A 14,603-nucleotide genomic window follows, 5' to 3' on the forward strand; every position below is an offset into this window, starting at 1 on the left:
ATGAAAAAGACAATTTATACTGCAATAGCAACTCTCTTGTTCCTCATTTCGTCTTGTACGCTGGAGCAGGAAGTATATAATAAAATTAATCCGGGAATGTTTCCCCAAAATGCTGAAGACGTAAATGCTTTGGTCAATTCGAGTGCTTATTATGTGTTCTCTCCGTGGGGGATCTTTGAAGTAGCGGCAGGCTATGTGACGACTTCGGAAATGGTAACCGATTATGTGGAAAACACTTGGGGATGGACTACCGTATACAATTCGTATGAAGCTAATGACTGGCATATCGACGGTGACTATCGTCGTGTGTATGACTATTCCCAGTATTTGGCTTCCATGACTTTGACAATGGATCGCATCAAGGACGTGAATATGGATGAAACCTTGAAAGCTCGCTATATGGCGGAATTGAAATGCGGACGTGGTTTCCTGGCTTTCCTGATGTATGATATGTACGGTCCGATACCTATCGCTGATCTGGAGACTTTGCAAAAACCGGAAGCGGAGATTGTTATTCCACGTTTGTCGGAAGAAGCCATGCGTGAATACATTGTTTCCAACTTGAAAGATGCAGCTAATGTGTTGCCTTATAAGTATGAAGATACAAATTACGGACGTTTCACCAAAGGATTGGCCAATACATTATTGCTGAAATTCTACATGATGACTAAGCAATGGGATGAGGCGGAGAAAATAGGACGTGAATTGACAAAACCGGAATATGGTTATAAATTGGTAGACGATTATAACTCTCTGTTCTCTTTATCTGGTGAAAAGAATTCGGAAGTCATATTCTCATGTGTGGCCGAGGCCGGTGTGATGGAACAGAAATGGTTCGCTCACGTACTGACTTCAGACTATCCTCTTCCAGCCGGAATGTCGGTAACTGCCTGGGGAGGGTATAAAATTTCCTGGCCTGCATACGAATCGTATGATCCAAAAGACAAGAGACGCGAAAGAATTATTGGTGAATATACAGGTACGGAGGGCGTACACCATAGCCGGGCGCTTGACCGTGACGGTGGTACGACAGGTATACTTTTCTACGGTGCAATTCCGGTGAAATATAAAATTGAGGGTGTAATAGGAGAGAAGTGCGAAATAGATATGCCCATCTATCGTTATGCGGATGTATTGACTTTACTTTCGGAAGCTATCGTTCGCAATGGAAACAGTATCACTCAAGAGGCGATTGGCCTGTTGAATCAGGTGCGGGTTACTCATGGTGGATTGAAAGCTTATCAATTGAGTGATTTCTCATCAGTAGAAGATTTTCTGGATAAACTATTGGAAGAACGTGGACATGAATTCTATTTTGAAGGAGTGCGCCGTCAGGATTTGATCCGCCATGGAAAATTTATTGAAGCAGCACTTGCCAAAGCAAGATTTGCCGGACAACCGACAGGTAAAATAGAAACGAAAGTGGATGGACAATATAAATATGAGAAATTCCCGTTGCCTACTCATCTGATAACTGAAGGACAAGGCATTATAATTCAAAATCCCGGTTACTAAAAAATAGATAGCATTATGAAACATTTATTATATAGTCTATTAGGAATATTGTTGCTTGCCGGATGTAAGGAAGACAAGTACAATGTGATCATTCCGATGTCGGATATTTACTTGAGCACGCCTCAAGATGGAGCGATCATTGATTTGAATGATTTATCGATTGAGAAATATAGTTTCTCTTGGGAGAAGCCTCTGGAAAATGGAGCAAAGCTGCTTATTTGTGCTGACAGGAAATTCAAAGAACCGGTGATAATTGATGCAGGAAAATCGACTTCTGTTGCGATATCTGCATTGACTGCCGATCAGAGTTTTTCTCAATTGGGAATTAAAGCGGGACAGGAAGCAATACTGTATTGGACGGTCAAAGAAACAGGTAATATAACCGCAGCAGCTTCGGAAGCACGCACCATTCGGGTGAAACGTATGACTAGCAAATTAGTGCAGCCGGAAGATTTGACTAAGATTTCCTTGGCTGAAAATGCCCCGGAGACTGCTGTGCAATTTGAATGGAATACCCAGGAATGGTCTGAATCCACCTCGTACTCGCTTTGTTTCTCACTGGATCCCGAAATGATACAGACGGTTGCCGAACAGAGTGTGGGAGTTGTGAATGGTAAAGCATCATTGACTCATGAAGAACTTCAGGCACTGCTCGATAAACTTTCCATCAAACGTTGGACTTCCAATTCTGTGTATTGGAATGTGAAGACTGATGATGGGCAATGGGTATCGCGTTCTTCCGGAGTATTGAATATGACAGAAATGATGCGTTTCGTCGATGTTCGTGGAGATGAAAAGATTACTTACCGTGTTGTTCGTATATTTTATAGTGATAAAACGTCATTGGTTTGGTTGGCGGATAATCTGCGTGCGACTAAATATGCTGATGGTACAGATATTGAAGCGAATAATTTCAAAAATACACCTGCGTCGCTCGGAGAAGGTAGAGTGAAAGCCTATGGAGTGCATTATCATTACGATATTCGTGATAAGATAGCACCTAAGGGATGGCGTTTGCCGACCATACAGGAATATAAGAATTTGTTTGCGGAAGCCGGAACTGCCGAAGGTCAATGGAATGTATTGAAAGATCCTGAATATTATGAATCAGTAAAAGGGCAGGCGCATTTGAACGACTGGAAATTCAATTTGTGTGCTTCCGGTCAATGGAGCGGTGATGCAATCACTAATCATACCGGACCGTATTCTTATCTGTTGGTCACTGATGATATGTCTCATCAATGTATTCTTCATGATGGAGGAGCAACATTGTGGAGTCCTTGGACAACCGGTGCTCCTGCACGTTTTATCTACAATGAAAATTAATCGGGTGAAAATTAAAAGTATATCAATCATGTTAATCAATATAAAGAAAACTATGACCATATTATCTACCTTATTATTAGGTATTATGTGTAGCTTTTGTTCTGATACAATAGATGTATATGCGGGACAATATGGAGAAGAAGACGGAACGAGTGAACCGGAAACTCCGGAGGTAACAGGAAATATTGTACCGATCGAGTCGCTTAGGAATCCCGATAGGGGATTCCACTTGGAATGTAATTTGCTTGCCGACCAAATGAAAAGTCCATATAATGATTATGAGGTTTATGGCAATGATTTGTATACGAAGAAAGTAGAGCAATTTGATGCAAAGGACGATAACCTGACTCTTGTGCAGCAATATATCTACTTAACTAACTGGGTGAGTAAGGATCTGGATGCTGAAGCTCTGTCAAATATCCGCAAGATATTCGAATTGATGAAAGCGCAGGGATATAAAGCCATTCTTCGTTTTGCATACAATCACGCCGGACTGAATACTTCCGGTGGCGAATCCAAACAATGGATTCTCCGGCACATCGAACAACTGACTCCTCTGTTGAATGAATACATTGGACAAATTGCTACCATGCAGGTGGGGTTTATCGGTGCTTGGGGAGAGTGGCATACTTCTCCGTTGATGAATGACCAGAGTGCGAAGAATGCAATCGTCAGTGCTTTATTGAGAGCCTTACCTTCACCTTATTGTGTAGAAATGCGTTATCCGAATCATAAGAAAGCGTTGACACTGGAACAGGAAGGATCTCGTGGACGCATCGGATATGCGAATGATTATTTTACAGCCGGCGAACATCCGCTTGCACCGGGCAATGACTTTGTTCCTAATACGGATGACTACAAGCAGATAACGGAAGAGGTGAAAGCGAACAATTTCTATATGAGCGGTGAGATCCCTTATAATGAGGATACAGAATGGGGATTGGCAGCGTTGATTAGTCCGATAAAATCATTGCGTATTTTGCGCGAACACCGTTACTCGGCATTTGATGTGACACAAAACTTTGATTTGAATATCATGAGTTGGAAACGGGTAAAAGTAAATCCCGCTTTATTAAATGATAATCATATTCTGTTCGATGAGAGTTACTTCAAAGATGAGGAGGGCAATGATGTTGTTCGTTCATTCTATGATTTTGTCCGCGACCATTTGGGCTATCGTCTGAATCTCCAAAGTGAATCGAAAGTAGAAGCAAAAGGTGGAAATCTGGAATATGATCTGACGATTACGAATACCGGTTTTGCTACGGTGATTAATCCGAAAGAGGTATATCTCGTACTGGTTTCCGAAAGCGGTCAGGTAGTGAAAGAATTTAAACTGGATGTGGATCCTAAGACTTGGATTCCGTCTACTGATCAGGAACCGAATCAGGCTGCGAAATACACTATCAAAGGAAGTGTGGCAGCCGGTGTGAGCGGGACTTATAAAGTAGGAATCTGGATGCCGGAAAAAGTAGCCGATTGGAAATACAATTCGGTATATGCCATTAAGTTTGCTCAAACAGAAAATGTGACTCATTGGTATGATGATGCAAAAAAATACGCTGTAAACCTGTTCGGAACAGTTACATTCTAAAAATAAATTGATGAATACTTCCGACCGTATGGAATGGATTTCATGTTGCGGTCGGAGTATTCGGAATTCACATCTTATTTGAATGAAGATGAACAAAAATCATAAAACCGTACTTGTTATACTTAACATCATAGTATCATTTCTAATTTCATCCTGTTCCTCCCCCAAGGAACAGGTTAGAATAGGAAATGGTACTTTTACTATCGAGGGAAAGGATGTCCAGTTGATTTGTGGAGAAATGCACTATCCCCGCATTCCGCACGAGTATTGGCGTGACCGCCTGAAGAGAGCGCGTGCGATGGGACTGAATACGGTGTCTGCCTACGTCTTTTGGAACTTCCATGAACGTCAGCCGGGAGAATTTGACTTTAGCGGACAGGCTGATATTGCGGAATTTATCCGTACGGCACAGGAAGAGGGACTGTATGTGATTCTTCGTCCCGGTCCGTATGTATGTGCAGAATGGGATTTCGGAGGTTACCCGTCGTGGCTGCTGAAAGAAAAGGAGCTGACTTATCGTAGTAAAGATCCGCGTTTCCTGTCCTATTGTGAACGATATATCAAAGAACTTGGCAAACAACTGTCTCCTTTGACCATCAATAATGGAGGTAATATTATTATGGTGCAGGTGGAGAATGAATATGGATCGTATGCAGCGGATAAAGAGTATCTTGCCGCTATCCGCGATATGATTAAAGAAGCAGGATTCAATGTTCCGCTATTTACCTGCGACGGTGGTGGACAGGTGGAAGCCGGACATGTTGAGGGTGCATTGCCTACATTGAACGGAGTGTTTGGTGAAGATATATTCAAAGTGGTAGATAAGTACCAAAAGGGCGGTCCCTATTTTGTAGCGGAGTTTTATCCGGCCTGGTTTGACGAGTGGGGCAAACGACATTCTTCTGTTGCTTATGAACGTCCTGCCGAACAGCTGGACTGGATGTTGAGCCACGGTGTTTCTGTCAGCATGTATATGTTCCACGGTGGTACAAACTTTGAGTATACCAATGGAGCCAATACCGGAGGCGGTTATCAGCCCCAGCCCACAAGCTATGATTATGACGCTCCCTTGGGTGAATGGGGAAATTGTTATCCCAAATATCATGCATTCAGGGAAGTGATTCAGAAATACCTGCCTGCGGGAACAGTACTGCCGGAAGTTCCGGCAGATAATCCGATTACCACTTTTGCAACAGTCGAATTAAAGGAAAGTGCTCCATTAAGGACTGCATTTCATCAGACTACCCAGTCGGAAAATGTGCTGTCGATGGAGGATTTAGGAGTTGATTTCGGATATATTCATTATCAGGCAACACTCCCCAAAGCGGGAAAACAGAAACTTGTCATACAGGATTTGCGTGACTATGCTGTGATCCTCATTGATGGTAAGCAGGTAGCCAGTCTGGATCGTCGTTACAATCAGAACAGTGTGACCTTGAATGTGCCGAAGACACCTGCCACACTGGAGATTCTGGTAGAAAATACCGGACGCGTCAACTACGGCCCCGATATACTGTTTAACCGGAAAGGTATCACCAGCCAAGTTTTGTGGGGAAATGAAAAGTTGACCGGATGGTCTATTACTCCATTGCTTCTGTATAAAGAAAAAGTTTCGGAAATGGAGTTTGGAGAAACCATCAAAGGCGTTCCTGCTTTCCATAAAGGAACGTTTACAGTAGAGAAGAAAGGTGACTGCTTTGTGGATATGAGTCAATGGGGCAAAGGTGCTGTCTGGGTAAATGGCAAATCTCTGGGACGTTTCTGGAATATCGGCCCTCAACAAACACTCTATCTGCCCGCTCCATGGCTGAAAGAGGGAGAAAACGAAATTGTAGTGTTTGAAATGGAAGATACGGGTAAGCGTGTTTTGCAAGGATTGAATCAACCCATTTTGGATAGTTTGGGTATTGATAAGAATTATCAGAAGGGCCAGCGTCGTGCAGTGGCAGGCACTCCGATTCTGGAAGACGGTGATCTTGCATTAAAAACTACTTTGCAGGAGACTAATGAGTGGCAGTCATTCGATTTACCGGTTGCCACTACTCTCCGTCACTTCTGTATAGAGACTCTGTCTTCCTACACAGAGGATAATCAGGCCTGCATTTCGGAAGTGGAACTGATAGATGATAAGGGACAGCCGATTGACAAAACTAAATGGGAAGTCGTTTATGTAAGCAGCGAACAAGCTGATAAGAACTTGGGAATAGCGGAAAACCTGTTTGATGGAGATATCTCTTCTTTTTGGCATACGGATGCGGCTATGGAACCTAATCATCCTCACCGGGTTATTATAGATCTGAAAGAAATTTATAAGGTTTCGGCTTTTCGCGTGAAAGTTCGTAAAGGTTCATTCTTGTCAGGAAAGGTGAAAGATATAAATGTATATGGCCGTCCACAATTCTTCTTATTTCATTGAATAAAACGTAGTAAATAGATAAAATACGACTCTTAATTATTATATTTGATAAATTGTAAATAAAGCTATGTATACACGTCTTTTATTCATTCTATTATTGGGGGCTACATGGATATGTAGCTGTCAAACCGAACAGTCGCCTGTCAATGCATTGGCAGATCGTGTGACGGAGGGTACTTCGAAAGATCGTATTCTTTTTCGGATGATTGCTGATGAAAACAATCCGTTAAGAGATTATTTTGAAATATCTTCTGAAGAGGGTAAAGTGCTGATAACCGGAAACTCTGATTTGTCTCTGGCTACGGGGTTGAACTGGTATCTGAAATATGTAGCCGGTATTCATCTTTCCTGGAATAATCTTTCGCAGAAGTTACCGGAAATACTACCGCTTCCACAGGAAAAGATACGTAAGGAAACATCCATGCAGGACAGATATTATCTGAACTATTGTACCTATTCTTATTCCATGGCTTTCTGGGATTGGGAGCGTTGGGAAAAAGAAATAGACTGGATGGCAATGCATGGCATCAATATGCCTTTGAGCATCACCGGAATGGAGGTGGTCTGGTACAATTTGCTGAAACGTTTGGGATACACAACAGAAGAAGTCAATGAATTTATTTCCGGCCCGGCCTTTATGGCTTGGTGGCAAATGAATAATCTCGAGGGTTGGGGCGGACCGAACCCCGATAGCTGGTATCAGCAACAAGAAGCACTTCAGAAGAAGATCGTAGCCCGTATGCGGGAGTTGGGTCTTGAACCCGTATTCCCCGGATATGCTGGAATGGTTCCCCGTAACATTGGTGAAAAGCTGGGTTATCAGATCGCTGATCCCGGTAAATGGTGCGGTTTCCCCCGTCCGGCTTTCCTTTCTACGGAAGATGAACATTTCGATTCTTTTGCCGCTATGTATTATGAGGAATTGGAGAGACTTTATGGAAAAGCCAACTATTACAGTATGGACCCATTCCATGAGGGAGGCAACACGGAAGGAGTCGACTTGGCGAAAACGGGTGCTTCCATTATGGCAGCCATGAAGAAAGCCAATCCGAAGGCTGTTTGGATCATTCAAGCCTGGCAGGCAAATCCTCGGGAAGAAATGATTGCTTCTCTTAATCAGGGAGATTTGCTCGTTTTAGATTTATATAGCGAGAAACGTCCCCAATGGGGAGATTCGGACTCCATGTGGTATCGGGAAAAAGGCTTTGGCAAACACGACTGGCTCTATTGTATGTTGCTGAATTTTGGAGGTAATGTCGGCTTGCACGGCCGGATGAATCAGTTGGTGAACGGTTATTATGATGCTTGTGCACACACTAACGGGAAAACGTTGCATGGAGTAGGAGCAACCCCGGAGGGCATAGAGAATAATCCGGTGATGTTCGAACTACTTTACGAACTTCCTTGGCGTGAAGAACGCTTTTCTTCCGATGAATGGTTGCAGACTTACTTGAAAGCTCGTTATGGCAGAGAAGTTTCACCGGAAATAATGGAGGCTTGGCGTGCATTGGAACACACCGTTTACAATGCTCCGAAAGATTATCAGGGTGAAGGAACCATTGAGTCTTTGTTATGTGCCCGTCCGGGTTTCCATCTGGATAGAACTTCCACTTGGGGATATTCCAAACTATTTTATGCTCCGGATTCTACAGCAAAGGCAGCCCTGCTATTTACTTCCGTTGCCGACCAGTATAAAGGAAACAATAATTTTGAATATGACTTGGTAGACATCGTACGTCAGAGTAATGCCGATAAAGGAAATGTGTTACTTGAAGAAATATCACATAGCTATGACCGAAAGGACAAAGAGAATTTCCGCAGACAAACACAGCAATTCCTGGACTTGATATTGGCACAGGATCATTTGTTATCTACCCGGAAAGAATTTTCCGTTTCCTCTTGGTTGAATGCAGCTCGTTCTTTGGGAACTACAGAAGAAGAAAAGCGATTGTACGAATGGAATGCTTCCGCATTAATCACAGTCTGGGGAGATAGCATTGCTGCCAATCAAGGCGGACTACATGATTATTCGCATCGGGAATGGAGCGGACTCTTGAAAGACTTGTATTATCAGCGTTGGAAAGCCTTCTTTGAGCAGAAACAGGCGGAGCTGGACGGGAAGCCTGCAGGACAGGAAATAAACTTCTATGGGATGGAGAAAGCCTGGGCAGAGAAGAGTAAGGCACGGACATTGAAGAACTAAATAATTGAATAGAAATGCAAATGTTATAGCCGGGTATGAAATATGTCCGGCTATAACATTTGCATTAGAACTTTTTATAAGGAATCTCAAGTTTCATTGCTGAAAGGTAGATATATAAAATTATCGGAAGCAATAAAGGACATATCCTGATTGCTTCCGATTATCTTTTTATATGGATCTTGAAGATCTCTATTAAAAAAAGAACGGTATTTTATTTCTCCAACAATTCTTCTTTATTTTTCCAACAAATCCTTTAAGAAGTCATCCAACTCCTTATCCAACCCTTTCAGCAATTCATCATTTACCAGTATGGTGTCGTCATCAATCAACAACAATTCTGCTACGGTTTCTTTCTCTTCATCTACCAAGACGAAAGAATAAGGTTTCAGAATAGTCACTTTGTCGAAATCTCCGGCATCCTTCATTCTGCAAAGAATGTTGCGAAGAGAAGGTTCCACGTTTTCAAGGAAATCATCCCCTTCATAAGTAGCCCATTCTTCGATCATGATGTTTGCCAGTTCTTCATCATCATCGTTGTAAATATTAAGTTGTCCCGATGCCTGATCCGGTTGGAGATGGATATCGGTTACGACTGTTTGTTCACAGTTACATGCATATTTAGCGACTACCTTTTGGATAGCCGATTCGATAATAGATAATGATTGTTGGCTCAATTTCATGGGTTCCTTCTTTTTATAAGTTCAAAGGTATAAAAAAAATAAGATTTGATACACAATTTCCTTAAAAATCATCATTAAATCGGCTCATTTGCAATTTTAACTTGGGTAATTGAGCATTTCTCTCCTTTAATTCAGCTAAATACAAGGTAGTAAGATAATAATTCGGCACGTCATCAATGGTAGCTTGAGGACTATCTGTGATGTTCTTTTTATCTATTTTCTTGGCTAGTTGTTGGGCCTTTTCTGCCCATTCTTCCGCTTTAGCCAAACTATCTTTCATTTCGTAGTAAACAGCGATGTTGAGAGCTGCCCGCATTTTTTTCTTTTGGTTCTTGGTTCCTTCGAAAGCCTGACGCCAAAGTTCGTATGCGTCGTCCCATGAATTTTCGCGTACATAAATGGCAGCGTCACGCATGGGAACCGAACCGCCAGTGTAAAGATACCGTGTTCCTTTTTTCCAAATAGGGACAATATATTTCACCGGAACCGTTCCTGCGAATGTTGCCGCTTCTTCCAGCATCTGCTTGTCGGGAATCATGCGAGTGGCAGCTTCTATGGCTGTAACTCCAAACTCCTCCCAAAAAATGCTATCAGTAGGATGGAGCGTAGTCATCGGCCTGCTACGTTCGGGAAGATAAACTTTCACCGTGGGATAAACTTTCACGTCTACCGCTCCTTGAAAGCAGTTGAACTCATCCAGATAACGGACCGTCTTTGTTGCTTTGAGTTGCAGGTTTTCCAGTGCAATAATAAAGTCCACTCCCAGGTTAGAAGCCAGTTGACGCACTTCCTCCTGGCTCAATGTACTTTCGCGGGCCAGTTTATCATTGGCACGTAAGGCAGAATCACAGATAACCACCTCATCGAAGTAGTTCTGCTGTGCAATTTCTTCTGCCAGTGATTCAGTGGCCGTCTTAGGATCTCCATTGGCATAAGCCGTTGCACGACTTATCAATGGTGTACCTTCTTTCATTTTTTCAGTCTCTGTTATCAGTTTATTATCCGGGGCGTCGCTGGTGTTATTCACAATAGCTACTTTCCGGAGTTGCGGAGGAAAGCTCAAGTCGGCAGGTTGCAGATAATCAATGGGGATCTGTTCCAGACTCTGACAGCTACCCAGAGTCAGCAGGAATAAAACGATGAAAGCCAGTGAATAAGATTTTGCCATAGTTTTGTTCTATTTAGTAATTTGAACAAAAGTACAACTTTGGAAGAATAAAAGAAAGTCTCAAACAGTTTTTAACCGTTTGAGACTTTCTTTTATAAGTTGAATATAGAGAGACTATGCCATAAAGCACATTACCCTACAATTTCCAACCTTTAATTTATAATTTTTAATTATTAATTAATCAAAGGTTCTTTCCGTGGCAGTTTTTATACTTTTTGCCGCTTCCACATGGACAAGGATCGTTACGACCTACTGTCTTCTCTGCACGAATCGGTTCACGTTTCTGCTGTTCACGAGTATCCTGACTTGCAGCAGCCTGCTGGTTCGGATCACTCAAATCTTCTTTGTTTTCGCGATACTTGCTCATATCCTGGCGTTGTTCAGGAGCAGCCTGACGCACTTCTACACGGCGTGCAGCTGATTCATCCGGAGCTTCCTGTACAGGAATTTGTCCGCGCATCAAGATAGATATAGTCTGGTTGTTGATCTTGTTCACCATAGCGTCAAATAAAGTCACGGATTCCAGTTTATAGATCAATAGCGGGTCTTTCTGTTCGTAGCTTGCATTCTGTACGGAATGTTTCAGTTCGTCCAGTTCGCGCAAGTTTTCTTTCCATGCTTCGTCGATTACGTGGAGCAAGATTGATTTCTCGAACGATTTCACCACTTCTTTAGATTCCGATTCGTAAGCCGCTTTCAGGTTACAAGAGATATTGTACATCCGTTTACCGTCTGTGATAGGAATCAGGATGTTTTCGTACATGTGTCCCTGATTTTCATATACCTGTTTGATAACCGGATTAGCGATCTGTGCCAGACGTTCAGTTTTGCGTTTGAAATTCTCCATAGCAATATTGAAAGTCTTTTCGGCCAACTTATCTTTCTTCTCGTTACGGAATTCTTCTTCAGTGAACGGAGTTTCCATGGCCAATGTCTGGAGCAATTCCATCTGGCAACCTTCATAATCGTTGTTCTCGATAGCGTTGGCGCAACGGTCCCAAATCATGTTCACGATATCCATACCGATACGTTCACCCATCAAAGCGTGACGACGTTTCGTATAAACCACCGTACGTTGCTTGTTCATTACGTCGTCATATTCCAACAGACGTTTACGAATACCGAAGTTGTTTTCTTCCACTTTCTTCTGTGCGCGTTCGATGGAGTTGGAAATCATCTTGTGTTCGATCATTTCGCCTTCTTGGAAACCGAGCTTGTCCATTACACTGGCAATGCGGTCGGAAGAGAACAGACGCATCAGGTCGTCTTCCAATGACACGAAGAATACAGAAGAACCCGGGTCGCCCTGACGTCCTGCACGACCACGCAACTGGCGGTCTACACGACGGGATTCGTGACGTTCCGTACCGATGATTGCCAAACCGCCCGCTGCTTTTACTTCCGGACTTAGTTTGATGTCGGTACCACGACCTGCCATATTGGTAGCAATGGTTACCGTGCCGCTCAAACCGGCAGTAGCAACGATGTCTGCTTCTTTCTGGTGCAGCTTAGCATTCAATACCTTGTGCTCAATCTTACGCATGGTAAGCATTTTGCTCAACATTTCGGAGATTTCTACCGAAGTAGTACCCACCAGTACCGGACGTCCTGCTTGAACCAATTTTTCGATTTCCTCAATAACAGCTTTATACTTTTCGCGCTTCGTCTTGTAAACGCGGTCGTTCATATCCTTACGGGAGATCGGACGGTTGGTCGGGATAACGACTACGTCCAATTTATAGATGTCCCAAAGTTCGCCTGCTTCCGTTTCAGCAGTACCGGTCATACCGGATAGTTTGTGATACATACGGAAGTAGTTCTGCAAAGTAATGGTAGCGAAGGTCTGTGTAGCAGCTTCCACTTTCACACGTTCCTTGGCTTCGATAGCCTGGTGCAATCCGTCAGAGTAACGACGACCTTCCATAATACGACCGGTCTGCTCGTCTACAATCTTCACCTGACCGTCGATTACTACGTATTCATCGTCTTTTTCGAACATCGTGTAAGCCTTCAACAGCTGATTGATGGTGTGTACACGTTCCGATTTGATGGCATAGTTAGTCAACAACTCATCCTTCTTTTCAAGCAGTTGCTCGTTGGTCAGATTCATGTTTTCCAGTTCCGAAAGCTGTCCGGCGATATCCGGAAGAACGAATAAAGTCGGATCTTCAGAGTTACCGGTAATCAGGTCTACCCCCTTATCTGTCAGGTCTACGCTATTCAACTTTTCGTCGATCACGAAGTACAGTGGATCAGTCACTTCATGCATACGCTTGTTGTTCTGTTCCATGTATATCTCTTCCGTCTTGAGCATGCCTGCCTTGATTCCCTGTTCACTAAGGAACTTAATCAACGGTTTGTTTTTCGGCAATGCTTTGTGACTGCGGTATAGAGCGAGGAATCCTTCTTCCACCTCTTTCTTATCGTTGGATGCGATCAGTTTTTTTGCTTCGGAAAGATATTTGGTAGCCAGTACTTTTTGTGCTTCTACCAGACGTTCCACTAGTGGACGGAGTTGCTCGAACAACTGGTCATCGCCTTTAGGTACAGGACCGGAGATAATCAACGGAGTACGTGCGTCGTCAATCAATACCGAGTCAACCTCATCGACGATGGCATAGTTGTGCTGACGTTGTACAAGGTCTTTCGGGCTGATAGCCATGTTGTCACGCAGGTAGTCGAAACCGAATTCGTTGTTTGTACCGAAAGTGATATCAGCCAGATATGCCTGACGACGTGCGTCGGAGTTCGGCTGATGGCGGTCGATACAATCTACGCTCAAACCGTGGAACATATAAAGAGGACCCATCCATTCGGAGTCACGTTTGGCGAGGTAATCATTCACGGTAACTACGTGTACACCGTTTCCGGTCAATGCGTTGAGGAATACCGGGAGCGTGGCTACCAGTGTTTTACCTTCACCAGTTGCCATTTCCGCAATCTTACCTTTGTGCAAAACGACACCACCGAAGAGCTGTACGTCATAGTGAACCATATTCCATACAGTATCATTACCACCGGCTACCCAGTGATTCTGATAGATGGCCTTGTCACCTTCGATACGTACGAAATCTTTCGTGGCAGCCAGTTGACGGTCGAAGTCCGTAGCAGTTACAACGATTTCTTCATTTTCAGTAAAACGTTTGGCAGTAGCCTTTACGATAGAAAAAGCAACAGGTAGTACTTCGTCCAGTGCTTTTTCATATTTTTCCAGAATTTCTTTTTCTGTCTTATCGATTTGTGCGAAGACTTCTTCGCGGTCTTCCAGTTCGAGAGTTTCAATGCTTGCCTTCAACTCTTCCACTTTCGCACGTTCAGCGGTAGCCGATTCATGGATATATTTTTTGAGTTCTTCCGTTTTGGCACGGAGGGCGTCGTTGTCTAGTTTTTCAATCTCCGGGTAAGCAGCTTTGATCTTTTCCACCCAGGGTTTGATTTCTTTCATGTCTCGTGTGGATTTGTTTCCGAAAATCGAGCTTAAAAATTCATTAAATCCCATGTTATATTATTTAGTTTATTATTTATTTCAATTTCAACGCGGATTAACGCAGATTTACGCAGGTTAAAGGAAAGATTAAATTGGATTTTTTTTAATCCGCATAAATCTGCGTTAATCCGCGTTGGGGAATCTTTATATCAAGAAACCTCCGCAAAGTTACATTAAAATGCTGATTTATTTATGTTTTGCTCCCTGTTTTTGT

Annotated in this window: 8 protein-coding genes; 5 read left to right on the forward strand and 3 right to left on the reverse strand. The window is 43.1% G+C overall.

Translation table 11 applies throughout. The features are described 5' to 3' along the window. From NXV01_RS10555 to NXV01_RS10575, 5 genes are all read left to right on the forward strand, one after another. Complete coding sequence (locus NXV01_RS10555) at positions 1-1,515, forward strand: RagB/SusD family nutrient uptake outer membrane protein (RefSeq protein ID WP_148364391.1); 1,515 nt, start codon at positions 1-3, stop codon at positions 1,513-1,515. A 15-nt stretch (positions 1,516-1,530) separates the two neighbouring features. Next, positions 1,531-2,841 carry a SusE domain-containing protein gene (locus tag NXV01_RS10560; RefSeq protein WP_259022337.1) on the forward strand — a complete coding sequence of 437 codons (1,311 nt, stop codon included), beginning with the start codon at positions 1,531-1,533 and terminating at the stop codon, positions 2,839-2,841. Between the two features lie 28 nt (positions 2,842-2,869). Then, complete coding sequence (locus tag NXV01_RS10565; protein WP_297284621.1) at positions 2,870-4,435, forward strand: DUF4874 domain-containing protein; 1,566 nt, start codon at positions 2,870-2,872, stop codon at positions 4,433-4,435. A gap of 88 nt (positions 4,436-4,523) precedes the next feature. Further along, entirely contained in the window at positions 4,524-6,851 is a 2,328-nt protein-coding gene (locus NXV01_RS10570; protein ID WP_259022338.1) for a beta-galactosidase, read from the forward strand. Positions 6,852-6,918: 67 nt separating this feature from the next. After that, entirely contained in the window at positions 6,919-9,054 is a 2,136-nt protein-coding gene (locus NXV01_RS10575) for an alpha-N-acetylglucosaminidase (RefSeq protein WP_259022341.1), read from the forward strand. Positions 9,055-9,287: 233 nt separating this feature from the next. Here the strand turns inward: NXV01_RS10575 and NXV01_RS10580 are convergent, their stop codons facing one another. The 3 genes from NXV01_RS10580 to secA all read right to left on the reverse strand — a co-directional run bounded on the left by NXV01_RS10580 (position 9,288) and on the right by secA (position 14,401). Further along, on the reverse strand, positions 9,288-9,734 hold the full coding sequence (locus NXV01_RS10580) for a hypothetical protein (protein WP_217721609.1): 447 nt from the start codon (positions 9,732-9,734) through the stop codon (positions 9,288-9,290). 61 nt (positions 9,735-9,795) lie between these two features. Then, on the reverse strand, positions 9,796-10,902 hold the full coding sequence (locus NXV01_RS10585) for a tetratricopeptide repeat protein (protein ID WP_259022342.1): 1,107 nt from the start codon (positions 10,900-10,902) through the stop codon (positions 9,796-9,798). Positions 10,903-11,083: 181 nt separating this feature from the next. After that, a complete protein-coding gene (gene secA / locus NXV01_RS10590) occupies positions 11,084-14,401 on the reverse strand; it encodes a preprotein translocase subunit SecA (protein WP_148364397.1) in 3,318 nt (1,105 codons plus the stop codon). Positions 14,402-14,603 lie beyond the last annotated feature (202 nt).

Origin of the sequence: Bacteroides sp. BFG-606 (genome assembly GCF_024788145.1) — a bacterium.
Classification (GTDB): Bacteria; Bacteroidota; Bacteroidia; order Bacteroidales; family Bacteroidaceae; genus Bacteroides; species Bacteroides vicugnae.

Bases quoted from the DNA above. Each gene is read 5' to 3' on its own strand.
- NXV01_RS10555 (WP_148364391.1), top strand. From the start codon at position 1: ATGAAAAAGACAATTTATACTGCAATAGCAACTCTCTTGTTCCTCATT.
- NXV01_RS10560 (WP_259022337.1), top strand. From the start codon at position 1,531: ATGAAACATTTATTATATAGTCTATTAGGAATATTGTTGCTTGCCGGA.
- NXV01_RS10565 (WP_297284621.1), top strand. From the start codon at position 2,870: ATGTTAATCAATATAAAGAAAACTATGACCATATTATCTACCTTATTA.
- NXV01_RS10585 (WP_259022342.1), bottom strand. From the start codon at position 10,902: ATGGCAAAATCTTATTCACTGGCTTTCATCGTTTTATTCCTGCTGACT.
- secA (WP_148364397.1), bottom strand. From the start codon at position 14,401: ATGGGATTTAATGAATTTTTAAGCTCGATTTTCGGAAACAAATCCACA.
- NXV01_RS10575 (WP_259022341.1), top strand. From the start codon at position 6,919: ATGTATACACGTCTTTTATTCATTCTATTATTGGGGGCTACATGGATA.
- NXV01_RS10570 (WP_259022338.1), top strand. From the start codon at position 4,524: ATGAACAAAAATCATAAAACCGTACTTGTTATACTTAACATCATAGTA.
- NXV01_RS10580 (WP_217721609.1), bottom strand. From the start codon at position 9,734: ATGAAATTGAGCCAACAATCATTATCTATTATCGAATCGGCTATCCAA.